The sequence below is a fragment of the Streptomyces chilikensis genome, assembly GCF_001642695.1.
Taxonomy (GTDB): domain Bacteria; phylum Actinomycetota; class Actinomycetes; order Streptomycetales; family Streptomycetaceae; genus Streptomyces; species Streptomyces chilikensis.
Genome location: NZ_LWCC02000005.1, coordinates 1,453,467 through 1,477,230, shown reverse-complemented (window position 1 = coordinate 1,477,230; position 23,764 = coordinate 1,453,467). Strand labels below are relative to the sequence as shown.

Sequence of the window (23,764 nt, the reverse complement as noted above, 5' to 3'; positions counted from 1 at the left end):
GGACCCCCCGGCCGGGACGGTGGGCCCGGCGGGCGCGTCGCCGCCGCCGGGCGGGACGGCGGGTTCGCCGCCGGCCCCGGGTTCCTCCGCTCCCGGCGGCCCGGCGGGCGCGGCGGCCTGCGGGACGGGTCCGTCGGAGGTGACCACGGGGTGCCAGCCGTGGCGGGACAGCGCGCGGGTGAGGGCGGTGACCATGCGGGGGTCGAACTGGGTGCCGGCGCAGCGGGCGAGTTCCTCGAGGGCGGCGCCGACGGGCCGGGCGCGGCGGTAGGAGCGGGTGGAGGTCATCGCGTCGAAGGCGTCGGCGACGGCGACGACCCGTGCGCACTCGGGGATCTGGGTCCCCGACAGCCCGTACGGGTAGCCGCTGCCGTCGAGCCGTTCGTGGTGGTGGAGGATGGCGGCGCGGGCCTCCTCCAGGAAGCCGATGCCGCGGGTCATCTCGTGTCCGTACTCGGGGTGCAGTTCGATGGCCCGGCGCTCCGGCGGGGTCAGCGGCCCGTCCTTGCGGAGGATCCTGGTGGGGACGCCGATCTTCCCGACGTCGTGCAGGATGCCCGCGAAGCGGATGACCTCGACCCGTTCGTCGTCCATGCCGAGTTCGCGGGCGATCATGACCGAGGCCTGGCCGACCCGCTCGCTGTGGCCGCGGGTGTAGCCGTCCTTGAGGTCGACGGCCCGCACCAGCGCGCGGACCGTGGAGCGGTGGGCGGTGCGCTCCTGGTCGGACTGGGCGAACACCCACCAGGTGGCGTACATCGGCAGCAGCACCAGCAGGGCGGCGGCCGGGCCGTGCGGGGAGCGCCAGAGGACCGCCATCATCACCCCGGCCAGCCCGTGCACCGCCATCGGTGGCAGCGAGGGGACGAACTGGCGCCGCCAGGCGGCACGCGCGGGCACCCGGTCGGCGAGGACCCTCATCCCGCCGTCCAGCAGCGCGGCGGCCAGGCAGAACACGGGGACGGCGACGGCGGCGGCGAGCAGCGCCCGCGGCAGGTCGGCGGCGACCACGGCGTCCCGGCCGCCGAGCACCCAGTACGTCCAGGCGGTGGCGTGCACGGACAGGCACAGGGAGGCGGTCCGCCAGACGCGGCGCAGCGGCCGCGGCGGGTCGGCGACCGGGGCGAGGAGGGTGCCCGGCACGGCGACCAGGGCGGCGGCGGGCGGCGGGAGCAGGAAGGCGGCGGCGAGCAGCACCGGGTAGAAGGCGTCGACCCCGGCCCTGCGCCCCGCCAGCCCGCAGGCCGCGTAGACCGCGGCGAGCAGGAGCAGCGCCCACCACGGCGTGCGCAGGTCCGGGAGGGACGCGAGACAGGCGCCCGCGGCGACGACGGCGGCGGCCGCGCAGACGCGCGCTCCGGCCGGAACGGATGCCGCCGGAACAGACCCCATGGCGTCCCCTCCCCCGGCCCGGACCGGGGCGGTCCGGGTCGTGCCTGCTCTGTTCCGGAGGGTAGAGCGGCCGAACGGGGTACGGGGAGCCTGATAGGTGAATCCGCGGGCCTATGACCCGCGGATTAGCACGTACGGGTGAAAGCTCAGGAGTCGCCGGATGACGCGGGCGTCACCGACGCGCCCTGCTGCTCCGCGCCGGACGCGACGGTCCCGTGCCCGGTCTCGCCCGAGCGGATCAGCTCGATGCGGCCCATCACCTTGGCGCGCAGGTCGGCGGGCACGTCGTCATGACCGCAGCAGCGCTTGACCAGCTTCTTCACGGCCTGCTCGAGGCCGTACTTCTCCAGGCAGGGCGAGCACTCCTCGAAGTGCTCCTCGAACTTCGTGCAGGCCGAGTCCGGCATCTCACGGTCGAGGAACTCGTAGAGATGGTCGAGGATCTCGGCGCAGTCCGTCTCGTGCGGCTCTCCACAGCTCATGAGCCCGAGCCTTTCGCTTCGTTCGACTCTCCGGCGCCGGCGGGTACCAGCCCGCGGTCCCGGGCGTAGTCCTCGAGCATGCCGCGCAGCTGACGGCGGCCCCGGTGCAGCCGGGACATCACCGTACCGATGGGTGTCCCCATGATGTCCGCGATCTCCTTGTAGGCAAACCCCTCGACGTCCGCCAGGTAGACGGCGATCCGGAACTCCTCGGGGATGGCCTGCAGCGCCGACTTCACGTCGGAGTCCGGCAGGTGGTCCAGCGCCTGGGACTCGGCGGACCGCAGACCGGTCGACATGTGCGACTCGGCGCGGGCGAGCTGCCAGTCCTCGATGTCCTCGGCGGCGCTGCGCTGCGGCTCCCGCTGCTTCTTGCGGTACGAGTTGATGAACGTGTTGGTGAGGATCCGGTAGAGCCACGCCTTGAGGTTGGTGCCCTCACGGAACTGGTGGAAGGACGCGTACGCCTTGGCGTAGGTCTCCTGCACCAGGTCCTCGGCGTCGGCCGGGTTGCGCGTCATGCGCAGCGCGGCCGAGTACATCTGGTCGAGGAACTCCAGCGCGTCCCGCTCGAACCGGGCGCTGCGCTCCTCGGTCGTCTCGGTCGTCCGCCTGCCCTCGGCGCCCTCGGCGCCCGCGGGCTGCTCCGCGTCGGTCCCGGTGACCGGACCCACCTCCTCCAGCGACGTGCCACTCGAATCGGAGGATAGACGACGTTGCCCTCCCGCCGCCCGCCGGGCGGCACCGGTGCGGGTCGAGGGAAGCACCGACCACTCGAGTTCGGTGGCGCGGCGACTGGGGCACGCAACGGATCCCATGCGGCGGATTCCTCCCGGGACGACTGGTCAGAACGTGTTGTTCTCCCCCTTCAACCCCACGCCCCACCGCCGCATTCCCGCCCCGCGCGGGCCGCGCCGCCGCCCCCGGGGCCGGCGGCGCGGCCCGTGGCCCCTAGTGCACGGACCCGGTGAGCTGCAGTCCGATCACGCCGACGATGACCAGGCTGATCGAGACGATCTTCAGCACGGAGACCACGTCGCCCATGAAGACCATCCCGTAGACGGCCGTCCCGGCCGCCCCGATGCCGGTCCAGACCGCGTAGGCCGGTCCGACGTCCAGTTTCTTGAGCGCGAGCGTCAGGAGCGCGAAGCTGCCCAGCGCGAAGGCGCAGAACGCCATCGTCGGATAGAGCCGGGTGAACCCGTTCGAGAGCTTGAGACAGACCGCGAAGCCGGTCTCGAGCAGTCCGGCGACCACGACCAGCAGCCACGCCATGGGGGTGTCCTCCGCATCAATCACGCTCCGTGACCGCTCGATCCGGACCGGTTGATGTGATTATGCCCGGCTTGTCCGGTCAGTCCCCCTCGTGTCGCTCGCGCGTCGACAGCAGCCGCCGCAGCGAGTAGAGACGCGCGGGGTCGGCGTGGCCGTCGGCCACCCACCGGTCGAGTGCGCAGTCGGGTTCGTCGTGGCTGCAGGCGCGCGGGCAGTCGGCGGTGCCGGCCTCCAGGTCGGGGAAGGCGTGGATGACCCGGGAGGGGTCGATGTGGGCGAGACCGAACGACCGCACGCCGGGCGTGTCGACGACCCAGCCCCCGGCGTTCTCCAGCGGCAGGGCCAGCGCGGAGGTGGTGGTGTGCCGGCCGCGCCCGGTGACCGCGTTCACGTGTCCGGTGATCCGCCGCCGCTCCTCGGGCACCAGCGCGTTGACCAGGGTGGTCTTGCCGACGCCGGAGTGCCCGACGAAGGCGGTGACCTTGCCCGCCAGGTGCTCGCGCACCCGGTCGGCCGCGCCGCCGGTCTCCAGTTCCTCGCGGCTGGTGACCACGTACGGGATGTCCAGCGCGCCGTAGAGCTCCAGCAGCCCGTCCGGCGGGGCCAGGTCGGACTTGGTGAGCACCAGCAGCGGCGTCAGCCCGCCGTCGAAGGCGGCGACCAGGCAGCGGTCGATCAGCCGCGGCCTCGGCTCGGGGTCGGCGAGGGCGGTGACGATGGCGAGCTGGTCGGCGTTGGCGACGACCACCCGCTCGTAGGGGTCGTCGTCGTCCGCCGTCCGGCGCAGCACCGAGGAGCGCTGCTCGATGCGGACGATCCGCGCCAGCGTGTCCTTCGTGCCCGACAGGTCACCGACCAGGGCCACCCGGTCCCCGACCACCGCGGCCTTGCGGCCCAGCTCGCGGGCCTTCATGGCGGTCACCGTCCGGTCCTCGACCAGACAGGTCAGCCGTCCGCGGTCGACGGTGAGGACCAGTCCCTCGGCCGCGTCCTCGTGCTTGGGCCGGATGTGGGTGCGCGGCCGGTTGCCCTTGCGGTTGGGGCGGCTGCGGATGTCGTCCTCGTCGGTGTGCTTGCCGTAGCGACGCATGGTCTTCCTACCGCCGGTCCTCGAGCATCCCCGTCCAGAGTTGCGTGAAGTCGGGCAGGGTCTTCGCGGTGGTTCCCACGTTCTCGATCTCCACCCCTTCCACGGCGAGGCCGATGATCGCGCCGGCGGTGGCCATCCGGTGGTCGTCGTAGGTGTGGAAGACGCCGCCGCGCAGCGCGCGGGGACGGATGTGCAGGCCGTCGGCGGTCTCGGTGACGTCGCCGCCGAGGGCGTTGATCTCCTTGGTGAGCGCGGCCAGCCGGTCGGTCTCGTGGAGCCGCAGGTGGGCCACGCCGCGCAGGGTGGACGGCGAGTCGGCGAGGGCGGCGACCGCGGCGATGCCGGGGGTGAGCTCGCCCACCTCGGAGAGGTCCACGTCGATGCCGTGGATCCTGCCGGAGCCGGTGAACTCCAGGCCGTACTCCTTCAGCTCGCAGGATCCGCCCATCCGGGTGAAGATCTCACGCAGCCGGTCACCGGGCTGGGTGGTGCGCTCGGGCCAGTCCGGGACGATCACCCGTCCGCCGGTCACCAGGGCGGCGGCCAGGAACGGCTGGGCGTTGGACAGGTCGGGCTCGACGGTCAGGTCGCGGCCGAGCAGGGCGCCGGGCGTCACCCGCCAGACGTCGGCCTCGCCGCCGGACTCGGGGGTGTCGACCTGGGCGCCCGCCGCGCGGAGCATGTCCACGGTCATATGGATGTGCGGCAGCGAGGGCAGGGTGGCGCCGGTGTGCCGGACCTCCACGCCCTGGTTGAAGCGGGCGCCGGAGAGCAGCAGGGCGGAGACGAACTGGGAGGACGAGGAGGCGTCCACGTCGACCGGCCCGCCGTCCAGGGCGCCGCTGCCGTGCACGGTGAGCGGGAGGGCCCCGCGTCCCTCGTCGTCGATCCGGGCTCCGAGGGCGCGCAGGGCGTCGATCACGCCGTGCAGCGGCCGCTCGTGGGAACGGGGGTCGCCGTCGAAGCGGACCGGGCCGGAGGCGAGGGCGGCGACGGGCGGCAGGAAGCGCATCACCGTGCCCGCGTTGCCCACGTCGACCGTGGCCGGGCCGGCCGGCGGCGCGGGGATGACGCGCCAGGCCTCGCCGGCCCTCTCGCCGCCGGAGGTGACGGCGGAGCTGGAGGAGACGGTCTCCTCGATGCCGACGCCGAGCGCGCGCAGCGCCTCGGCCATCAGCAGGGTGTCGCGGGAGCGCAGCGGGCGCCGGATCCAGCCCGGCTCGGAGGCCAGGGCGGCCAGCACCAGCGCGCGGTTGGTGACCGATTTCGATCCCGGCACGTGGACCGTCGCGTCGACGGGCCCGCTCGCGGTGGGGGCGGGCCAGAGATCGGTCTGCTGCGCGGAGTGAACGGTCATACGGCCCACTCTAGTGGCTGGCCGCGAGGGAGATTCCTGATCAAAATCGCGGAAATATCGCCGAAACGGGTCTGTGGTAGCGGGTTTCCGTACCGCGGCGGCTCACAGTCCGAGACGGGGGCCGCCCGGAAGCGGTCAGAGGCCGAGCAGCCAGCGCGCGCCGCCCATCAGGCAGCACAGCGAGACCACGTGGAAGAAGAAGAGCCAGAGCGCCGGCGGGGTGCCGGTGAGGTGGGCGAGCTGGTCCGCGTCCGAGGCGCCGGCGGGGTTCCTGCGCCGCTCCCGCTGGAGCTCGAAACCCGGACGGACGCCGCCCAGCAGGAGGAACCAGACCACCGCGTAGGCGAACGCCGCCTGCACCTGCGGGCCGGCCCGCCAGGACACGAGCAGGAACAGCGCCCCGGTGAGCAGCACCGTGATCACGCCGTGGACGTTGCGGATCATCACCAGCATGGCCAGCAGCAGCGCGGTGGCCAGCCACAGCAGCAGGGTGACGCGGCCCTCGGAGAGCAGGGCCGCGCCGCCCAGGCCGAGCAGCGGCGGAGCGGTGTAGCCGGCCAGCGCGGTGAGCACCATGCCGAGCCCGCGGGGCTTGCCCCGGCTGACGGTGAGGCCACTGGTGTCGGAGTGCAGCCGTATGCCGGTGAGGGTGCGGCCGGTGAGCAGGGCGACCAGGGCGTGGCCGCCCTCGTGCGCGATGGTGACGGCGTTGCGGGCCACCCGCCACACCGCGGACGGCAGCACCACGGCCAGCGCGGCCGCGGCGGTGGCGACCACCACCCACAGGTCGGGGTCGGGCTGGCGGCCGAGGACCTGGTCCATCGCGTTGCTCTCCTTCGTGTCGCTCGCGTCACCGGTGCCGTCCGCGGGGCGCGCCGCGCGCGCCGGAGTCCGGGAGCCGGTGGCCCGACCGGGGCCGGGCCTGGCAGTGTGGCACGTATGTGCGGACGGTATGCATCCACGCGGGCTCCGGAGGACCTCGCGGACGTCTTCGGCGTCGAGGCCGGGATCCCCCCGCTTCGCCCCGCCCCCGGCACGCCGGGCGGCGGACCGGAGGAGTCCTTCGCCCCGGACTACAACGTCGCCCCCACCAAGGAGGTGTTCGTCGTCCTCGACCGCCCGCTCAAGGGGACCGGCGACCCCCGCCCGGTGCGGCAGCTCCGCCGCCTGAGGTGGGGGCTGGTGCCGGGCTGGGCCAAGTCCCCGGAGGGCGCGGCGCGCATGATCAACGCGCGGGCCGAGACCGTGCACGAGAAGCCGTCCTACCGCCGGGCGTTCGCCGCCCGCCGCTGCATCCTCCCCGCCGACGGCTACTACGAGTGGGTCACCGGCAAGGAGGAGCGGGACCTGGAGGTCGAGGGGAGGCGGAAGCGGCCCCGCAAGCAGCCGTACTTCGTCACCCCGGCCGACGGCTCGGTCCTCGCGATGGCCGGGCTCTACGAGTTCTGGCGCGACCGCACCCTGCCGGACGACCACCCGCAGGCGTGGTGGGCGACCTGCTCGGTGATCACCACCGAGGCGGAGACCTCGCCGCTCGCCGGCGCCCCCGCCGAAGGGCCGGGGGCGCTGGCGGACATCCACCCGCGGATGCCGCTGATGCTGACGCCGGACCGCTGGGACGCCTGGCTCGACCCGCGCCAGGACGACCCGGACCGGCTGCGCGGCCTGCTGGCTCCGCCGCCGGGCGGCCTGATGCGGGCCTACCCGGTCTCCACGGCCGTCAGCAACGTCCGCAACAACGGGCCGGAGCTGCTGAAGGAACTGGCGGGGCCGGAAGAGGGCACACTCTTCTGACATGACCTCCTGCACGACTTCCGTCACGGGCCCCGACGCGGACTCCGGCCCGGCCTCCGGCACGGGTTTGGACGTGAACCCCGACGCGACCTCCGGGACGGGTTCCGGCGCGGGCGGCGCCGCGGCGGGCTCCGAGGTGGAACGGGTGCCGACCGGGGCCGGGGAGGCCCGGATCACCTGGCGGCGGGCGCGTGACGCCCGGCTGGTGCTGGCCGTGGGCCACGGCGCGGGCGGCGGCGTCGAGGCGCGGGACCTGCGGGCGCTGGCGGCGGTGCTGCCGGAGCACGGCGTGAGCGTGGCGCTGGTGGAGCAGCCGTGGCGGGTGGCGGGGAAGAAGGTGGCCCCGGCGCCCCGGACGCTGGACGAGGGGTGGCGCGGGATCTGGCCGGCGGTGGCCCGGTCCGGACTGCCGGTGGTCTCCGGCGGCCGCAGCGCGGGGGCGCGGGTGGCGTGCCGGACCGCCGGGGAGCTCGGCGCGGCGGGCGTGCTGGCGCTCGGTTTTCCGCTGCACCCGCCGGGGCGCCCGGAGCGGTCGCGGGCCGAGGAGCTGTCGGGCGTCTCCGTGCCGCTGCTGGTGGTGCAGGGGGCGAAGGACCCGTTCGGCCGCCCGGAGGAGTTCCCCGAGGGGCTGCGCCCCGGCGCGGTGGTGCCGCACGCCGACCACGGCTTCGCGGTCCCGAAGCGGGCGCCGCTCTCCCAGGACGACGCGGTGCGGATCATCACCGACGCCGTCACCGGCTGGATCTCCACCCTGGCCTGACGCGGCTCCCGCCGGCCCGCGCACCCCGGCCGCCGCGCCCGGCGGGCCCGCCCGCCCGGTCCACCGCGTCCCGCGGGCGGCCGGACCGCCGGGCCCGCGCCCCCGGCGCCCGCGCCTCCGCGCCCGGCGAAGGGGCCGCCCCGTGACCCCCCGCCGGCGGGCCGTCCCGCACCCCGGGCCGGCGCTCCGCGCGGCGGTGTACGCGGCCGCCGCGCTGCTCGCGTCCGTCTCGCTCGGCGACACCCTCTGGCACGGCTTCGCCGGCCGGGAGGGCGCCTTCGTCTTCTTCGCGTTCATCGCCTTCGGCGAGCTGCTGCGGCTGCCCGACCGCCTGTGCGAGGAACGCGACCCCAGCCCGGTCGGCGCCGCCGGCGCCCTGGCCTACGCGCTGCTCGCGCCCGCCTCCGTCGCCCAGGTGGTCGCCGTGGTCGCCGCGGCCACCCTGGCCGGCCGGATCCCGCACATCGCCCGTCCCCGGCCCGGCGACCGGACGACCGGCGAGCACCTGGCCCGCCGGGTGCTCGCCGTCGGCTTCATCGCCGTCTGCTGCCGCCCCCTGGCCGCCCCGGCCCCCGACGCGCCCGGACCCGGCCCGGCGCACGTCCTGCTGGTGATCGCCGTCCTGCTGCTGTCCGCGCTGTGCGACTCGGTGGTCGGCGCCGTCCTCGGGCACTCCCGCACCGGGCGGGCCTTCGGACCGCTGCTGCGGGAGGAACTGCGCGGGACCACCCGGATGAGCTCGGTCACCGGCTCCTCCGGCACGGTGATCGCCTTCGCGGTGGACACCGTCGGGCTGTACGCGCTGCCGGTGTTCTGCGTCCCGCTGCTCCTCGTCCACCTGGCCTTCCGCCGGTACGCCGCCGTCCGGGCGACCTACCGGCAGACCATCGCCTCCCTGGCCCGGGCCACCGAGGTCGCCGGGTACACCCCGCAGGGCCACGCCCACCGGGTGGCCGCGCTGAGCCTGGCGGTGGGCCGCGACATGGGCATGACCGGCTCGGACCTCACCGTGCTGGAGTACGCGGCGCTGATGCACGACATCGGCCAGCTGGCCCTCGTCGACCCGGTGCCGGACGGCGCCACCGCCCGGCTGTCCGCCGCGGAACAGCGGCGGACGGCCCTTCTCGGCGGCGCCGTCGTCCGTCAGACGGGCGTCGATCCCCGGGTGGCCGCCGTCGTGGAGTCCCTGGCCGAGCCCTGGACCCGGCAGCCGCCGGCGGCGCGCATCGTCCGGGCCGCCAACGCCTACGAGGAGATGGCCCAGCGCGCCCCCGGCGCCGGCGCCCGCCTGCGCGCCCTGGAGGAGCTCCGCCTCGGCACCGCGGGCACCTACGCCCCCGACGTGGTCGAGTCGCTGGCCAGGGTTCTGCTCCGTGGTCCCGCGGGCGCCGAGGCGCCCGGGCCGGGCGCCTCGGCGGTGCGCGCAACCGCCCGGTCTGAGGCGGGCCCGGGCTGGGTAACCCATGGGTAATGAGCGACCGTCCGACCGTCCGTGGTTGGATGCGGGAGAGCGGGCCCACGGGGGCAGGGACAGGTCCGCTCCACAGAACTGGCAGGCGGGAATCGTGAGGATCTTCGGCAAGGGACGGCACCGGCCCTCCGCCTCCTGGCGGCAGGCCACGGACCGCGCGTTCACGCTGATCGGGGACGGCCGGTACGAGGACGCGGGCGCGCTCCTGACGCGCGCCGCCGACCTGGAGCCCTGGCTGTCCGAGTCCTGGTTCAACCTGGCCCTGCTGCACAAGTTCCGGCACGACTGGGAGCAGGCCCGCGCCGCCGGGCTGCGCGCGGTGGCGTTGCTGGACCGGGACACCGGGGCCCCCGACTGGTGGAACGTCGGCATCGCCGCGACCGCCCTCCAGGACTGGCCGCTGGCCCGCCGCGCCTGGCAGGAGTACGGGCTGCGGGTGCCGGGCGGCGCCGCCGCCTCCGGTCCGCCCGCCGGGATGGACCTGGGCAGCGCGGCCGTCCGGCTCTCCCCGGAGGGGGAGGCCGAGGTGGTCTGGGGACGCCGCCTGGACCCGGCGCGGATCGAGGTGCTCTCCATCCCGCTGCCGTCCTCCGGCCGCCGCTGGGGCGAGGTCGTCCTCCACGACGGCGTGCCGCACGGCGAGCGGACCACCGCCACCGGACACAGCTTCCCGGTCTTCGACGAGATCGAGCTCTGGGCGCCGTCCCCGGTGCCGACCTGGGTGGTGCTCCTGGAGGCCGCCTCGGAGGAGGACCGGGACGCGCTGGAGGCGCTCGCCGCCGACGCCGGATTCGCGGCCGAGGACTGGTCGTCCTCGGTGCGGCTGCTGTGCCGGATGTGCTCGGAGTCGCGGATGGCGGCCGTCGAGGGCGACGGCGAGCACCTGGACCCGCACGACCACAGCGAGCCCGGCCAGCCCGGCCCGCTCGGGCACCGCACCGACGGGCAGCTGTGGGTGCCGGAACGCGAGTGCGGGGTGGCCGCCCCGGCGCCGCTGGTGCGCGGACTGCTGGACGGCTGGGTGGCCGACAGCCCGGACTCCCGGGACTGGCGGGACCTCGAGGAGGTCTGCTGACGGCCGCGGGACCGCGGGAGCGCCCCGCCCCGTAGGCTATGCGGTTGTCAGGGACGTGGACACTGAGGAAGGCGTACGTCGGGCATGGCGCAGCAGGAGACCGATCAGCAGCACGCGGGCGTGCTCCCCGTGGACGACGAGGGTTACGTCATCGACACCCGGGACTGCGAGGAGCGCGAGACCGCGTACCGCGAGCGCGGCACCTCGCGGCCCATCACGGTCGTCGGCAACCCCGTCCTGCACAAGGAGTGCCGGGACGTCACCGAGTTCGACGACGAGCTGCGCAAGCTGGTCGACGACATGTTCGCCAGCCAGCGCACCGCCGAGGGCGTGGGCCTGGCCGCCAACCAGATCGGTGTCGACCTGAAGGTCTTCGTCTACGACTGCCCGGACGACGAGGGCGCCCGCCACGTCGGCGTGGTGTGCAACCCGAAGCTGGTGGAGCTGCCCGCCGACCGCCGGATCCTCGACGACAGCAACGAGGGCTGCCTCTCGGTGCCGACCGCCTACGCCCCGCTGGCCCGCCCCGACCACGCCGAGGTCACCGGCCAGGACGAGTACGGCAACCCGATCAAGGTGCGCGGCACCGGCTACTTCGCCCGCTGCCTCCAGCACGAGACGGACCACCTGTACGGCTACCTGTACATCGACCGCCTCTCCAAGCGCGAGCGCAGGAACGCGCTGAAGCAGATGGAGGAGAACGAGCCCCGCTACCCGGTGGTGCCGAACGACTGATCCGTTCCCCGCACGCGCGCGCAGAAGGCCGGGCTCCCAGGAGCCCGGCCTTCCGTGCGCGGTGCGTCCGCCGTCCCCGGCGGGATCAGATGCCGCAGTTCGGGGCGTCCCAGAACGGCGACGGGTCGTGGGCCACGTGGGTGTGGTCGTTGTGGCCGGGGTAGCCCGGGCCGAGGATCTCCGAGAAGCCGTGGGTGCGCGCCTGCTGCGCGAGGCGGCAGAAGCTCGGCGAGCCGGTCAGGTCGGCGGCGTCACCGTACGTGTGGCGGCTGCCCGAGGCCCCGCCCACCGCACTGTTGCAGGACAGGGAACGGAAGCCGCTGGAGACGGTGATCGGCACGTCGCCCAGCGCGTGCCGCATCGCCTCCAGCTTCCACATGGTCTTCAGCGCGTTGGACTTGGCGGTGGCCGCCGGGACCGAGCCGCCCGACCAGTCCGAGTTGCACTTGTTCATCTCGGCGTACGTGAAGTGGACCGGCGTGCAGTCGGCGTCCTGCAGCGCGTAGATCTTGCTGAAGGTGGCCGGGCCGGCGACGCCGTCCGCGCCGAGGCCGTAGGCCGCCTGGAACTTGGCGACGGCGGCCTTGGTGCGGGCGCCGTACACGCCGTCGTAGGAGAGCCGTTCGCCGGAGGTCACCCAGCCCGCGACCCGGATCTGCAGCTGGGTCACGTCGGCGCCGGAGGCTCCCTCGGAGAGGGTGCGGCTCCAGGTGTAGCACTCGTCGGCGTGCGCGGTGCCGGCGGTGGCACCCACGCCGACCACTGCACCTGCCAGGATCATGACAAAACTGACGAGCGCGCGGGTCATGCGTCTGATCATTCCGGCCTCCTGACCGTCGATCGGTGGGACGGCGCCGGGGGTTGCCGGGGCGCCGCTGCCAGGGTGGGGCCGACGGGCTACGCGCGTCAACACCGTCCGCGGCGAAGGATCTGCGGCGTTCCGGTGGCGGAACCGGACGCTCCGGACGCCCCGGGAGTTTCCGGTGCGCCAGGCGTCCGGATCGCCGGCCCGGGGACCGGCGGCGGGGATCCGGCGACGCCGGGAAGCGGGTTCCCGCCGCGGTGCGGGACCCGCGCGGGGCGGGACCCGCGCGGTGCGGGACCCGCGCGGGGCCGACGGTGGTGTCCGTCCGTCCGGCGTGCCGGAGTCCGCGGACGGGTCCGGGTCCGGGTGCCGGGAGGCGCGCACGCGCCGCGGCCCCTCGCACCTGGGTGCGCGGGGCCGCGGAACCGGAACCGGTGGGCCGCCGGCGTCAGTGCGTGGCGGCGGTGACCGGCGGGAGCTCCGGGTCGACGCCCGGGTCGCCGGAGTCGGCGGTGTAGTCCGACGGGCTGGTCTCGTCGACGCCCTCCGGGGCCTTGGCGGCGCGCAGGACGAAGGTGAGGACCACCGTGACGAGCACGTTCAGGACGACGGCGGTGAGGCCGATGTAGCCGATCTCGCCGATCAGCGGCATCTCGGCGGAGGAGCCGCCGAAGTGCTTCTGGGTCGGGGAGGAGACCTGGTACGCCTGGTAGGTGCCGTAGATCATGCCGACCGCCCAGCCGGCGATCAGGGCCCAGCGGTGGAACCAGCGGGTGAACAGGCCGCCGACCAGGGCCGGGAAGGTCTGCAGGATCCAGATGCCGCCCAGCAGCTGGAAGTTGATCGCGACCGTCTTGTCCATGCCGAGGACGAAGACCAGCGCGCCGACCTTCACCAGCAGGGAGACGATCTTCGAGACCTTGGTCTCCTGCTCCGGCGTGGCGTCCGGCTTCAGGAAGTCCTTGTAGATGTTCCGGGTGAACAGGTTGGCCGCGGCGATGGACATGATCGCCGCCGGGACCAGCGCGCCGATGCCGATGGCGGCGAAGGCGACGCCCGCGAACCAGCTCGGGAACATGTTCTCGAAGAGCTGCGGGATGGCGAGCTGGCCGTTGGCCACCTTGATGCCGGCCGCGATGGCCATGAAGCCGAGCAGCGCCAGCAGGCCCAGCATCAGCGAGTAGAGCGGCAGGATGGTGGTGTTGCGGCGGATGACCTCACGGCTCTTGGAGGAGAGCGTCGCGGTGATCGAGTGCGGGTACATGAACAGCGCGAGCGCGGAGCCGAGCGCCAGGGTGGCGTAGGTCCACTGGCCGGGCTCGGCCGGCACCAGGGCGCCGGTCGGCTTCTCCGTAACCGGGTTGACGGTCTCGAACTTGCCGCTCGCCGCCTCGAAGACCGCGTCGAAGCCGCCCAGCTTGATCGGGATGTAGATGATCGCCACCGCGATCACGACGTAGATCAGGGTGTCCTTGACGAACGCGATCAGCGCGGGCGCGCGCAGGCCGGAGGAGTAGGTGTAGGCGGCCAGCACGCCGAAGGCGATCAGCAGCGGCAGGTCCTTGACGAACCAGTGGGTGTTCTCCCCGCCGCCGACGCCCATCACGTCCAGCACGGCCTGGATGCCGACGAGCTGGAGCGCGATGTACGGCATCGTGGCGAGGATGCCGGTGATCGCCACCGCGAGGGACAGGCCCTTGGAGCCGTACCGGCCGCGGACGAAGTCCGAGGTGGTCACGTAGCCGTGGCGGTGGGAGACCGACCACAGGCGCGGCAGGAAGGTGAAGATCAGCGGGTACACCAGGATGGTGTAGGGCACCGCGAAGAAGCCGGCCGCGCCGCCCGCGTAGATGGCGGCCGGGACGGCGACGAAGGTGTACGCGGTGTAGAGGTCGCCACCGAGCAGGAACCAGGTGATCCAGGTGCCGAACGAGCGGCCGCCCAGGCCCCATTCGTCCAGCGAGTTCTCGTTCGCGGCCCTGCGCCACCTCGCCGCCAGGAAGCCCATCACGGTGACGGCGACGAAGAAGAGGCAGAAGACGACCAGTGCGACGACGTTCACGCCCTCGGTCACGACGACGCACCCCCGTCCTTCGTGGAGGAGCGGCGGGAGGCGGCGCGTGCGCGCTGGTCGCGGCGCCACAGGACGTAGGCGACCATGGTGAGCGCGGTGGAGATCAGGACCCACGCCATCTGGTACCAGTAGAAGAACGGGATGCCGATGAAGGCCGGTTCGACCTTCGCGTAGGACCCCACCCACAGCATCGCCACGAAGGGCGCGAACAGGCACAGCGCGATGACCACCCGCACGGGGGTCACCGCCCCTCCGCCTGCCCCTGATGATTCGGACATCGAACAGCTCCATTGCCTCTGGCTGACTGGCGTCGGCAATGTAAGTGACGAAGTGCGCGGGCGGATAGCCTCGTTCGCGTTGCGAATCGGTAAGTCCGCCGGCGGGCCGGCCGCGGTGCCGCTCAGGCCTCCGGACGCCGCAGCCGGGCGACGAACTTGTACCGGTCGCCGCGGTAGACCGACCGCACCCATTCCACCGGCTCGCCGTCCATGTCCCGCGAGTGACGGGACAGCATCAGCATCGGAAGGCCCACGTCGGTGCCGAGCAGCCCGGCCTCCCGCGGGGTGGCCAGCGAGGTCTCGATGGTCTCCTCCGCCTCGGAGAGCCGGACGTCGTAGACCTCGGCCAGCGCCGTGTACAGGGACGTGTACTTGGCCAGGCTGCGGCGCAGCGCGGGGAAGCGCTTGGCGGACAGGTGCGTGGTCTCGATGGCCATCGGCTCGGAGTCGGCCATCCGCAGCCGTTCGATGCGCAGCACCCGCCCGCCGGGCGCCATGCCCAGCAGCCCGGCCAGCGTGTCGTCGGCGGTGATGTACCCGATGTCCAGCAGCTGCGAGGTGGGTTCGAGGCCCTGGGCGCGCATGTCCTCGGTGTACGAGGTGAGCTGCAGGGACTGGGCGACCTTCGGCTTGGCGACGAAGGTGCCCTTGCCCTGGATGCGCTCCAGCCGGCCTTCCACCACCAGCTCCTGCAGCGCCTGGCGGACCGTGGTGCGGGAGGTGTCGAACTCCGCGGCGAGGGTGCGCTCCGGAGGGACCGGGGTGCCGGGGGGCAGCGTCTCGGTCATCTCCAGCAGGTGCTTCTTCAGGCGGTAGTACTTCGGCACGCGCGCGGTGCGGACGACGGCCCCGCCCTCGCGCTCGGCGCTGCTGACGTCGGTGCTCATCTTCCGCCTCTCGTCGGGGCCTTCCATGGGGGTGAGGAGGGGAGTGCCTGCGCTCCGTCGTCCCCGCGAAGATCCTGTATACCGTCGGCCGCTCGCTTTGGTCTAGTCCATAGGCCTGTCGCAGCGATTGGTCTACCCGGCCGCCCATCCTCGCGCGGAGGCCGCGGCGGAGGCGAATCCCGCAGGAACCCTGCATATCTCGGTAGCGTCACGGACCTCCGCGCCCGCGTTCCCACGCCTTGACAGCCCTATTGGTCTGGGCCAAGCTCCCCCTACTGGTCTACACCATTGGTCCAGGTCCCGGCCCCACGGGCAGTGCACGTCGGCAGCGGCACACGGCTTTTCGGCACCGAGGCGGGCAGGGGGGAACGTGGCATCCCTGAGGAGGGTGGCGTGAAGCGCAAGCTGACAGCCGTGGCGGTCGCCGCGGGCATGATGGTCTCCGTCGCGGCGTGCGGAAACTCGGACGGTGGCAGCGACGATGCCGGGTCCGGCAAGGACGGCTTCAAGGGCGAGACCCTGACCGTCTGGGCGATGGACGGATCCACGCCCGAGCAGTGGCAGAAGGACCTGACCGCCGAGTTCGAGAAGAAGACCGGCGCGAAGCTCAAGATCGAGATCCAGCAGTGGAACGGGATCCAGCAGAAGGTCACCACCGCCCTCTCGGAGAGCAACCCGCCGGACGTCCTGGAGATCGGCAACACCCAGACGCCGGCCTACGCCGCCACCGGCGGACTCGCCGTCCTGACGGACCTCAAGGCCGAGATCGGCGGCGAGTGGACCGAGGCCCTCAACAAGTCCTCCGTCTACGACGGCGTCCAGTACGCCGCTCCCTGGTACTTCGCCAACCGCGTGGTGATCTACAACAAGGAGATCTGGGAGAAGGCCGGGATCAAGGAGACGCCGAAGACCCGCGAGGACTTCTTCGCGGCGCTGGACGCCATCGAGAAGAAGACCGACGCCGAGCCGCTCTACCTGCCCGGCCAGAACTGGTACTTCTTCACCGGCCTGACCATCGGCAAGGGCGCGGAGCTGGTGAAGAAGGACGGCGACAAGTGGGTCTCCAACCTCTCCGACCCCAAGGTCGCCGAGGCGGCGGAGCTCTACAAGAAGTACCAGTCCTACTCCAAGGCCCCCAAGGACAAGGACGAGGCCACCCCGCAGCAGGGTGAGGTCTTCGGCAAGGGCAAGGTCGGCGCCTTCATCGGCATGGGCTGGGAAGCCGGCATCGCCATCGAGGCCGACAAGTCCATCGAGTCCAAGATCGGTTACTTCACCATCCCCGGTGAGACCGCCGACAAGCCCGAGGGCGTCTTCCTCGGCGGATCGAACCTGGCCGTCGCGGCGGGCAGCAAGAAGCAGGAGCTCGCCAAGGAGTTCCTGAAGCTCGCCCTGTCCGACAAGTACGAGGGCCAGCTGGCCAAGGAGAACGGCGTCCTCCCCAACAAGGAGTCGCTCAACTCCAACCTGACCGGCAACGCCGCCGCCGAGGCCGCCGCCCCGGCCGCCGCGTTCGGTGGCACCACTCCGCTGATCCCGTCCTGGGCCCCGGTGGAGAACGACCCCAACCCGGTCAAGACGTACCTGACGGCCGTCCTGAACGGCAAGTCGCCCGCCGAGGCCGCCGAGCAGGTCGAGGACGAGATCAACAAGCGTCTCGCGCAGAACAGCTGAGCGATGTGACGCCGGGGGCGGCCCTGCGGCCGCCCCCGGCCATGTCTCCATGACTTCACGGAGTGTGTTGTGACTGCGCAGACCGAGCGCGTGGACGCGGCCCCGGCTGCCGGGGCCCCCGTGTCCGTCAAGACCCCGAAGAGCCCGGACCGCCGCCCGGGACGGCGCGGCGAGTCGTCCGCCCCCTACCTGCTGCTGATCCCCTCACTGCTGGCCACGGCGGTGCTGCTGGGCTGGCCGCTGGTCAAGAACCTGGTCATCTCGTTCCAGAACCTCAACCCGCGCCAGCTCATCCAGCACCTCACCGAGTGGGCCGGGTTCAGCAACTACCAGGAAGCCCTCGGCAGCGAGGTGTTCTGGCGCGTCACCCTGCGGTCGATCGTCTTCACCTCGATCAACGTCGTGCTGATCATGGTGCTGGGCACCCTGGTCGGCCTGCTGCTGGCCCGCCTCGGCCGCCGGATGCGCACCCTGCTGCTGTTCGGCCTCGTCCTCGCCTGGGCCATGCCGACCGTCGCCGGCACCACCGTCTTCCAGTGGCTGTTCGCCCAGCGGTTCGGTGTCGTCAACTGGATGCTGGCCGAGCTCGGCTGGGAGTCCATGGCCGACTACAACTGGTTCGGCAGCCAGGTCTCCACCTTCTCGGTGGTCATCCTGCTGATCGTCTGGCAGTCGATCCCCTTCGTCGCCATCAACCTGTACGCGGCGACGACCACGATCTCGAAGGAGCTCTACGAGGCCGCCTCGCTCGACGGCGCCGGCGCCTGGAAGAGCTTCACCTCGGTGACCTTCCCCCACATCAAGCCGTTCCTGTGGGCGACGACCTTCCTCGAGGTCATCTGGGTCTTCAAGGCCCTCACCCAGGTCTACGCGATCAACCGCGGCGGCCCGGACCGGCTGACCGAGATCCTGCCGCTCTACGCCTTCGTCGAGGGCCCCGGCAACCAGCACTACGGCATGGGCGCCGCGATCTCGTTCCTGACGATCGCCATCCTGCTGGTGCTGACCGCCTACTACCTGCGTACCGTGCTCAAGCAAGGGGAGGACGAGCTGTGAACCGCTCGCTGTTCGCCCGCACATGGCCTGGCACCCTTGCCGTGCTGCTCTTCGCCGTCTTCGTCTTCCCCGTCTACTGGATGTTCTCCACCGCGTTCAAGCAGCGCGGCGACATCGTCTCCGAGACCCCGGTCTTCCTGCCGCTCGACGGCACGCTGGAGAACTTCCGCACCGCGTTCTCCGCGGACCACTTCTGGACGCTGGTGGGCAACTCCGTCACGGTCACCGTGCTGGCCGTGCTGATGTCCCTGGCGATCGGCCTGGCCGCGTCCTTCGCCCTGGCCCGGATGAAGTTCAAGGGACGCCGCGGCTTCGTGGTCACCTTCATGATCGCGCAGATGGCCCCCTGGGAGGTCATGGTCATCGCGATCTACCTGATCGTGCGCGACGCCGACATGCTCAACAGCCTGGTGCCGCTCACCCTGTTCTACATGGTGATGGTGCTGCCCTTCACGATCCTGACGCTGCGCGGCTACGTCGCCGCGGTGCCCAGGGAACTGGAGGAGTCCGCCATGGTGGACGGCTGCAGCCGGCCGCAGGCGTTCATCAAGGTGATCTTCCCGCTGCTGGCGCCCGGCCTGATGGCGACCTCCCTGTTCGGCTTCATCACCGCCTGGAACGAGTTCCCGATGGTGCTGATCCTCAACAAGGACGTCGAGATGCAGACCCTGCCGCTGTGGCTCACCAGCTTCCAGACCATCTTCGGCGACAACTGGGGCGCCACCATGGCCGCGTCCTCCCTGTTCGCCCTGCCCATCCTGATCGTCTTCGTCTTCCTGCAGCGCAGGGCCGTCGCCGGGCTCACCTCGGGCGCGGTGAAGGGGTGACCCGCCGATGACCACCACGGCACCACGCATGGACACGCTCACCCGGGACGCGCTGACCGTCCTGCAGCCCGGCTTCACCGGCACCACCGCCCCCGACTGGCTGCTGCGGCGGCTGGGCGAAGGGCTCGCCTCGGTCGGCCTGTTCGGACGCAACATCACCTCCCCGGAACAGCTCGCCGCGCTGACGGCACGGCTGCGCCGGGAGCGCGAGGACGTCCTCGTCGCCATCGACGAGGAGGGCGGCGACGTCACCCGCCTGGAGGTGCGCTCCGGATCCTCCTTCCCCGGCAACCACGCCCTGGGCGCGGTCGACGACGTCGGCCTCACCCGCCGGGTCGCCGCCGAACTGGGGCGGCGGCTCGCGGAGTGCGGCGTCAACCTCAACTGGGCGCCGTCCGCCGACATCAACTCCAACGCCGCCAACCCGGTGATCGGCGTGCGCTCCTTCGGCTCCGACCCCGGCCTGGTCGCCCGCCACACCGCCGCCTACGTCGAGGGCCTGCAGTCCGCGGGCGTCGCCGCCTGCACCAAGCACTTCCCCGGCCACGGGGACACCGCGGTCGACTCGCACCACGCCCTGCCGCGGATCGACATCGGCGCCGACGTGCTGCGGGAACGCGAACTGGCGCCGTTCCGCGCGGCGGTCGCGGCCGGGACCCGTGCCGTGATGAGCGCGCACATCCTGGTCCCGGCGCTCGACCCGGAGTTCCCGGCCACCCTCTCGCAGCGGATCCTCGGGGGACTGCTGCGCCGGGAGCTGGGGTACGACGGGCTGATCGTCACCGACGGGATGGAGATGCGCGCGATCGCCGGCACGTACGGCATCGAGCGCGGCAGCGTGCTCGCCGTCGCGGCGGGCGCCGACGCCATCTGCGTGGGCGGCGGACTCGCCGACGACGAGACGGTGCGGCGGCTGCGGGACGCGCTGGTGGACGCGGTGCGGTCGGGCGAACTCCCGGAGGAACGGCTGGCCGAGGCGGCCCGGCGGGTGCGGGAACTGGCGGCCTGGGTGCCGCGGGTTCCGGCCGCCGGCGCGCCGGCCCCGGCCCCGGAGGTCGGCCTCGACGCGGCCCGGCGGGCACTGCGGCTGACCGTGGGGGAGCGGGGGTTCACGCCGCTGTCCGGGGAGCCCTACGTCGCCTCGTTCACGCCGGTCGCCAACATCGCGGTGGGCGACGAGACCCCGTGGGGCGTCGCGGCGGAGCTGGAGCGCCGGCTGCCGGGCACGGTGGCGGGCAGCTTCGACGGCACGGCCGCCGGGGAGACCTCCGGTGCGGCCGCCGGGCGGGTCGCCGCGGAGGCGGCGCTGGCCGGGGCGGGGACCCGGCGGATCGTCGCCGTGGTGCGGGACGAGCACCGGCACCCGTGGATGGCGCGGGCGCTGGACGTGCTGCTGGCCGCGCGGCCGGACACGGTGGTCGTCGAGATGGGCCTGCCCCAGGCCGCTCCGCGGGGCGCCGTCCATGTGGCCACGCACGGTGCCGCGCGCGTCTGCGGTGCGGCCGCGGCGGAAGCCCTCCTCGGCACCTGACCCCACCCCGAGGGGGCGGCGCCCCGGCCCGGAACGCGCCGCCCCCACACCCCGCCGTGCGGGCACCGCCTCCGCCGTGCGGGCACTACCTCCCGTCCTGCGGACGCGCCGCCCCACCGTCCTGCGGGCGACCGGGCCTGGCCGCGCCTGCCGTCCTGCGGGCGGCTGGGACCCCCATCGCCCCAGCGGCACGACCGCCCGCAGGTGGAAGGAGGGGGAGGTCCTCACCGTGATCGCGGGCGGCACGGGTCACGCGGGCGGCACGCACGGGGCAGGCGGGCGGCACGCACGGGGCAGGCGGGCTACGGCCAGGCCTCCGGCGGGGTCAGGCGAGGACGTGGTCCACGAAGCACCAGCGCCACGCCTCACCCGGCTCGAACGTCCGCATCACCGGATGCCCCGTCTCCTCGAAGTGCCCGGCGGCGTGCCTCAGCGGCGACGAGTCGCAGCACCCCACGTGCCCGCACTGCAGGCACAACCGCAGCTGCACCGGATGGGTGCCGGCCGCCACGCACCCCTGGCAGGTGTCCGACCGGGGCGCCGGCTCCGGACGCGGCAGCGAGTCGACGTGCGCGCAGTGTTTCATGGACCCAGATTACGTCCGGTGCAGGTGATGCACACGGGAGCGAGGATGGGACCCCGATGCATGTGATGCCCCTGCTGCTGCTGATCGCCGGCAGCGCGGCCGTGGCCGGCGCCGCGCGCCGGACCCGGGTCCCGGCGCCGCTCGTGCTGCTGGCGGCCGGCCTGACGGTCTCGTACCTGCCGGGGGTGCCCGAGTACGAACTGGACCCGGACGTCGTCCTGCCGCTGGTGCTGCCGCCACTGCTCCACACGGCGGCCACGGACAGCTCCTACCTGGACCTGCGGGCCCAGAAGCGGCCGGTGGCACTGCTCTCGGTGGGCTACGTGCTCTTCTCGACGCTGGTGGTGGGGCTGATGGTGTACACCTTCGTGCCCGGCCTGTCCGCCGCCGCCGCGCTGGTGCTGGCCGCGGTGATCGCCCCGCCGGACGCGGTCGCCGCCACCGCCATCGCCCGCCGGCTGAGGCTGCCCGCGCGGATCACCACCATCCTGCAGGGCGAGTCCCTGGTGAACGACGCCACCGCGATCACCGCCTACAAGGTGGCGCTGGCCGCCGCCCTGGGCGAGAGCGTCGGCTGGCTCGGCGGCGGCCTGGATTTCCTGGTCGCCTCGGTGGGCGGCGTCGGCGTCGGCCTCGCGCTGATGGTGCCGCTGCACTGGCTGCGCACCCGGCTGAAGGACGCGCTGCTGCAGAACACCCTCTCCCTGCTGATCCCCTTCTTCGCCTACGCGCTGGCCGAGCAGGTCCACGCCTCCGGCGTGCTGGCCGTGGTGGTGGTCGCCCTCTACCTGGGCCACCGCGCCTGGCAGGTCGACTTCGCCACCCGGCTGCAGGAGGGGGCGGTGTGGCGGATGGTCGCCTTCGTGCTGGAGTCGGCGGTCTTCGCGCTGATCGGCCTGCAACTGCCGGTGGTGGTCGGGGACCTGGGCGACGACTACGGGACCGGGGAGGTCCTGTGGTACGCGGTGGCCCTGTTCGTGACGGTGGTGGTCGTCCGGTTCGTCTGGGTGTACCCGGCCACCTTCGTGCCGCGCCTGCTCTTCCGCGGCATCCGGGAGCGGGAGGCCAACCCGACCTGGAAGGGCTCGTTCATCATCTCCTGGGCCGGGATGCGGGGCGTCGTCTCCCTGGCCATCGCCTTCTCCATCCCCACCACCCTGCACGGCGGGGAGGAGTTCCCCGGGCGGAGCCTGATCCTCTTCCTCACCTTCACCACCGTGATCGGCACGCTGGTGGTGCAGGGACTGACGCTGCCCCCGCTGATCCGGGCGTTCCGGCTGCCCGGACGGGACGTCCAGGCGGAGACGCTCGTCGAGGCCAACGCCCAGGCGCAGGCATCGGCCGCCGCCGAGGAGCGGCTGGATGAGCTGATGGCCGACGAGCGCAACGCCCTGCCGCAGCCGCTGGCGGATCGGCTGCGACGGGTCATGGAGCGCCGCCGGAACGCGGTGTGGGAGCGGCTGGGCACGCCCAACCCGCTGACGGGGGAGAACGCGGACGACACCTACCGGCGGCTGGCCAGCGAGGTCATCGCGGCCGAGCGGGACGTCTTCGTGCGGCTGCGCGACGCCCGGTACATCGACGACGAGATGCTGCGGACGCTGCTGACCCGGCTCGACCTGGAGGAGGCGGCCGCGTTCCGGGAGTCGGAGGCGGACTGAGCGGGCCGCCGGGGCCCCGGAGCGGGCGGCTCAGCCCTCCGGGAACGGCCGTCCGGTGACCACGGCGGCGAGCCGGGTCCCCGCCGCGAAGGCGCCCTCCTCCACCAGGGCGGTCAGCGCGAACAGCAGCTTGGCGACGTACACCCGCTCCACGGCCAGCCCGTGGCGCTCCTCGAAGTCCCGCGCGAAGGCGTCCAGTCCGGCGGGGACGCGGGCGAAGCCCCCGCCGTGGAAGCGGTCCTCCACCTCCCACCGGCCCCGCGGGCCGCCGAATCCTTCCTGCTGCAGCCGCCGCACCTCCTCGGCCAGGAAGCCCCCCTTCAGCACGGCCACCCCCAGCGCCCGCTGTCCGGGGGCCAGCCCGGCCGCCATGCCGGCCAGCGTGCCGCCGGTGCCGCAGGCCACCGCGGCGACGTCCGCCAGGCCGCGCAGTTCCTCGCCCAGGGCCACGCAGCCGCGCACGGCGAGCGCGTTGCTCCCGCCCTCCGGCACCACGAAGGCGTCCGGCGGCGTCCCGGCCCCCCGCAGCAGCTCCGCCAGCACCTCCGGCTCGGCCTTGCGCCGGTACGCCGCCCGGTCGACGAAGCACAGCCGCATCCCGTCCGCGGCGCACCGCTCCAGCGACGCGTTCCGCTCCCGCCCCGCCAGCTCGTCCCCCCGGACGATCCCCACCGTCCCGAGCCCCAGCAACCGCCCGGCGGCCGCCGTCGCCCGCAGGTGGTTGGACCAGGCGCCGCCGAACGTCACCAGCGGCCGGCCCTCCGCGGCCCGCAGGCTGGGCGCCAGCTTGCGCCACTTGTTGCCGACCAGGTCCGGATGGATCAGGTCGTCCCGCTTCAGCAGCAGACGCACCCCGTGCCGAGCGAACCGCTCGTCCGCGACCTCCACCAGCGGCGACGGCACCCGCCCCGGCACCTGGACCTCACTCACGCGCCCATTGTCGCCCCCGGCCCG

The 23,764-nt window shown here is 73.2% G+C and carries 23 protein-coding genes; 10 read left to right on the top strand and 13 right to left on the bottom strand.

The window, feature by feature from the left end:
* The 7 genes from A2U95_RS06605 to A2U95_RS06575 form a co-directional block, all read right to left on the bottom strand.
* Positions 1–1,392: HD-GYP domain-containing protein (locus A2U95_RS06605; RefSeq protein WP_166021276.1), on the bottom strand; the 1,392-nt coding region annotated here is incomplete at its 3' end.
* 146 nt (positions 1,393–1,538) lie between these two features.
* Positions 1,539–1,874, bottom strand: a complete 336-nt coding sequence (gene rsrA / locus A2U95_RS06600) for a mycothiol system anti-sigma-R factor (protein ID WP_166021275.1) — start codon at positions 1,872–1,874, stop codon at positions 1,539–1,541.
* Positions 1,871–2,548 carry a sigma-70 family RNA polymerase sigma factor gene (locus A2U95_RS06595; protein WP_166021274.1) on the bottom strand — a complete coding sequence of 226 codons (678 nt, stop codon included), beginning with the start codon at positions 2,546–2,548 and terminating at the stop codon, positions 1,871–1,873. The genes rsrA and A2U95_RS06595 overlap by 4 nt, the downstream gene beginning before the upstream one ends.
* A gap of 277 nt (positions 2,549–2,825) precedes the next feature.
* Complete coding sequence (locus A2U95_RS06590; protein ID WP_166021273.1) at positions 2,826–3,149, bottom strand: DMT family transporter; 324 nt, start codon at positions 3,147–3,149, stop codon at positions 2,826–2,828.
* A 79-nt stretch (positions 3,150–3,228) separates the two neighbouring features.
* A complete protein-coding gene (rsgA, locus tag A2U95_RS06585) occupies positions 3,229–4,239 on the bottom strand; it encodes a ribosome small subunit-dependent GTPase A (protein ID WP_166021272.1) in 1,011 nt (336 codons plus the stop codon).
* Positions 4,240–4,246: 7 nt separating this feature from the next.
* A complete protein-coding gene (gene aroA / locus A2U95_RS06580; protein ID WP_166021271.1) occupies positions 4,247–5,596 on the bottom strand; it encodes a 3-phosphoshikimate 1-carboxyvinyltransferase in 1,350 nt (449 codons plus the stop codon).
* Between the two features lie 135 nt (positions 5,597–5,731).
* A complete protein-coding gene (locus A2U95_RS06575) occupies positions 5,732–6,418 on the bottom strand; it encodes a M50 family metallopeptidase (protein ID WP_166021270.1) in 687 nt (228 codons plus the stop codon).
* A 117-nt stretch (positions 6,419–6,535) separates the two neighbouring features.
* Between A2U95_RS06575 and A2U95_RS06570 the strand changes: the two genes are divergently transcribed.
* From A2U95_RS06570 to def, 5 genes are all read left to right on the top strand, one after another.
* Positions 6,536–7,390 carry an SOS response-associated peptidase gene (locus A2U95_RS06570; RefSeq protein ID WP_166021269.1) on the top strand — a complete coding sequence of 285 codons (855 nt, stop codon included), beginning with the start codon at positions 6,536–6,538 and terminating at the stop codon, positions 7,388–7,390.
* 1 nt (position 7,391) lies between these two features.
* Positions 7,392–8,150 (top strand): alpha/beta hydrolase family protein, encoded by a 759-nt coding sequence (locus A2U95_RS06565; protein WP_240957219.1) that lies wholly within the window; start codon positions 7,392–7,394, stop codon positions 8,148–8,150.
* Between the two features lie 142 nt (positions 8,151–8,292).
* Positions 8,293–9,621: an HD-GYP domain-containing protein gene (locus tag A2U95_RS06560; protein ID WP_166021268.1), complete on the top strand. Its 1,329-nt coding sequence runs from the start codon at positions 8,293–8,295 to the stop codon at positions 9,619–9,621.
* A gap of 94 nt (positions 9,622–9,715) precedes the next feature.
* Positions 9,716–10,696 (top strand): tetratricopeptide repeat protein, encoded by a 981-nt coding sequence (locus A2U95_RS06555; RefSeq protein WP_166021267.1) that lies wholly within the window; start codon positions 9,716–9,718, stop codon positions 10,694–10,696.
* Between the two features lie 84 nt (positions 10,697–10,780).
* On the top strand, positions 10,781–11,431 hold the full coding sequence (gene def, locus A2U95_RS06550; RefSeq protein ID WP_166021266.1) for a peptide deformylase: 651 nt from the start codon (positions 10,781–10,783) through the stop codon (positions 11,429–11,431).
* An 85-nt stretch (positions 11,432–11,516) separates the two neighbouring features.
* On the opposite strand, the gene A2U95_RS06545 is transcribed toward def, so the two are convergent.
* From A2U95_RS06545 to A2U95_RS06530, 4 genes are all read right to left on the bottom strand, one after another.
* Positions 11,517–12,251: a D-Ala-D-Ala carboxypeptidase family metallohydrolase gene (locus A2U95_RS06545; protein WP_166021265.1), complete on the bottom strand. Its 735-nt coding sequence runs from the start codon at positions 12,249–12,251 to the stop codon at positions 11,517–11,519.
* A 433-nt stretch (positions 12,252–12,684) separates the two neighbouring features.
* A complete protein-coding gene (gene mctP, locus A2U95_RS06540; protein WP_206282827.1) occupies positions 12,685–14,310 on the bottom strand; it encodes a monocarboxylate uptake permease MctP in 1,626 nt (541 codons plus the stop codon).
* Positions 14,307–14,588 (bottom strand): DUF3311 domain-containing protein, encoded by a 282-nt coding sequence (locus A2U95_RS06535; RefSeq protein WP_166021264.1) that lies wholly within the window; start codon positions 14,586–14,588, stop codon positions 14,307–14,309. Before A2U95_RS06535 ends, mctP begins: the two co-directional genes overlap by 4 nt.
* 122 nt (positions 14,589–14,710) lie before the next feature.
* Positions 14,711–15,475, bottom strand: coding sequence for a GntR family transcriptional regulator (locus tag A2U95_RS06530; protein ID WP_166021263.1), 765 nt, complete (start codon positions 15,473–15,475; stop codon positions 14,711–14,713).
* Positions 15,476–15,868: 393 nt separating this feature from the next.
* Between A2U95_RS06530 and A2U95_RS06525 the strand changes: the two genes are divergently transcribed.
* The 4 genes from A2U95_RS06525 (at position 15,869) to A2U95_RS06510 (ending at position 20,563) form a co-directional block, all read left to right on the top strand.
* Positions 15,869–17,149, top strand: a complete 1,281-nt coding sequence (locus A2U95_RS06525) for an extracellular solute-binding protein (protein ID WP_166021262.1) — start codon at positions 15,869–15,871, stop codon at positions 17,147–17,149.
* A gap of 120 nt (positions 17,150–17,269) precedes the next feature.
* On the top strand, positions 17,270–18,205 hold the full coding sequence (locus A2U95_RS06520) for a carbohydrate ABC transporter permease (protein ID WP_240957429.1): 936 nt from the start codon (positions 17,270–17,272) through the stop codon (positions 18,203–18,205).
* Entirely contained in the window at positions 18,202–19,032 is an 831-nt protein-coding gene (locus A2U95_RS06515; protein ID WP_166021260.1) for a carbohydrate ABC transporter permease, read from the top strand. Before A2U95_RS06520 ends, A2U95_RS06515 begins: the two co-directional genes overlap by 4 nt.
* A gap of 7 nt (positions 19,033–19,039) precedes the next feature.
* Positions 19,040–20,563 (top strand): glycoside hydrolase family 3 protein, encoded by a 1,524-nt coding sequence (locus tag A2U95_RS06510; protein WP_166021259.1) that lies wholly within the window; start codon positions 19,040–19,042, stop codon positions 20,561–20,563.
* Between the two features lie 325 nt (positions 20,564–20,888).
* Here A2U95_RS06510 and A2U95_RS06505 read toward each other — a convergent pair whose 3' ends face one another.
* Complete coding sequence (locus A2U95_RS06505) at positions 20,889–21,149, bottom strand: UBP-type zinc finger domain-containing protein (RefSeq protein ID WP_166021258.1); 261 nt, start codon at positions 21,147–21,149, stop codon at positions 20,889–20,891.
* A gap of 56 nt (positions 21,150–21,205) precedes the next feature.
* On the opposite strand from A2U95_RS06505, the gene A2U95_RS06500 reads away from it, so the two are divergent.
* The gene (locus tag A2U95_RS06500) at positions 21,206–22,810 is read left to right on the top strand and encodes a Na+/H+ antiporter (RefSeq protein WP_166021257.1); all 1,605 of its coding nucleotides are present in this window, start codon (positions 21,206–21,208) and stop codon (positions 22,808–22,810) included.
* A 30-nt stretch (positions 22,811–22,840) separates the two neighbouring features.
* Here A2U95_RS06500 and A2U95_RS06495 read toward each other — a convergent pair whose 3' ends face one another.
* Complete coding sequence (locus A2U95_RS06495; RefSeq protein WP_166021256.1) at positions 22,841–23,740, bottom strand: 1-aminocyclopropane-1-carboxylate deaminase/D-cysteine desulfhydrase; 900 nt, start codon at positions 23,738–23,740, stop codon at positions 22,841–22,843.
* Positions 23,741–23,764 lie beyond the last annotated feature (24 nt).

Bases quoted from the DNA above. Each gene is read 5' to 3' on its own strand.
- A2U95_RS06570 (WP_166021269.1), top strand. From the start codon at position 6,536: ATGTGCGGACGGTATGCATCCACGCGGGCTCCGGAGGACCTCGCGGAC.
- A2U95_RS06590 (WP_166021273.1), bottom strand. From the start codon at position 3,149: ATGGCGTGGCTGCTGGTCGTGGTCGCCGGACTGCTCGAGACCGGCTTC.
- def (WP_166021266.1), top strand. From the start codon at position 10,781: ATGGCGCAGCAGGAGACCGATCAGCAGCACGCGGGCGTGCTCCCCGTG.
- A2U95_RS06500 (WP_166021257.1), top strand. From the start codon at position 21,206: ATGCATGTGATGCCCCTGCTGCTGCTGATCGCCGGCAGCGCGGCCGTG.
- rsrA (WP_166021275.1), bottom strand. From the start codon at position 1,874: ATGAGCTGTGGAGAGCCGCACGAGACGGACTGCGCCGAGATCCTCGAC.
- rsgA (WP_166021272.1), bottom strand. From the start codon at position 4,239: ATGCGTCGCTACGGCAAGCACACCGACGAGGACGACATCCGCAGCCGC.
- A2U95_RS06505 (WP_166021258.1), bottom strand. From the start codon at position 21,149: ATGAAACACTGCGCGCACGTCGACTCGCTGCCGCGTCCGGAGCCGGCG.
- A2U95_RS06545 (WP_166021265.1), bottom strand. From the start codon at position 12,251: ATGATCAGACGCATGACCCGCGCGCTCGTCAGTTTTGTCATGATCCTG.
- A2U95_RS06510 (WP_166021259.1), top strand. From the start codon at position 19,040: ATGACCACCACGGCACCACGCATGGACACGCTCACCCGGGACGCGCTG.
- A2U95_RS06575 (WP_166021270.1), bottom strand. From the start codon at position 6,418: ATGGACCAGGTCCTCGGCCGCCAGCCCGACCCCGACCTGTGGGTGGTG.
- aroA (WP_166021271.1), bottom strand. From the start codon at position 5,596: ATGACCGTTCACTCCGCGCAGCAGACCGATCTCTGGCCCGCCCCCACC.
- A2U95_RS06535 (WP_166021264.1), bottom strand. From the start codon at position 14,588: ATGTCCGAATCATCAGGGGCAGGCGGAGGGGCGGTGACCCCCGTGCGG.
- A2U95_RS06530 (WP_166021263.1), bottom strand. From the start codon at position 15,475: ATGAGCACCGACGTCAGCAGCGCCGAGCGCGAGGGCGGGGCCGTCGTC.
- A2U95_RS06565 (WP_240957219.1), top strand. From the start codon at position 7,392: ATGACCTCCTGCACGACTTCCGTCACGGGCCCCGACGCGGACTCCGGC.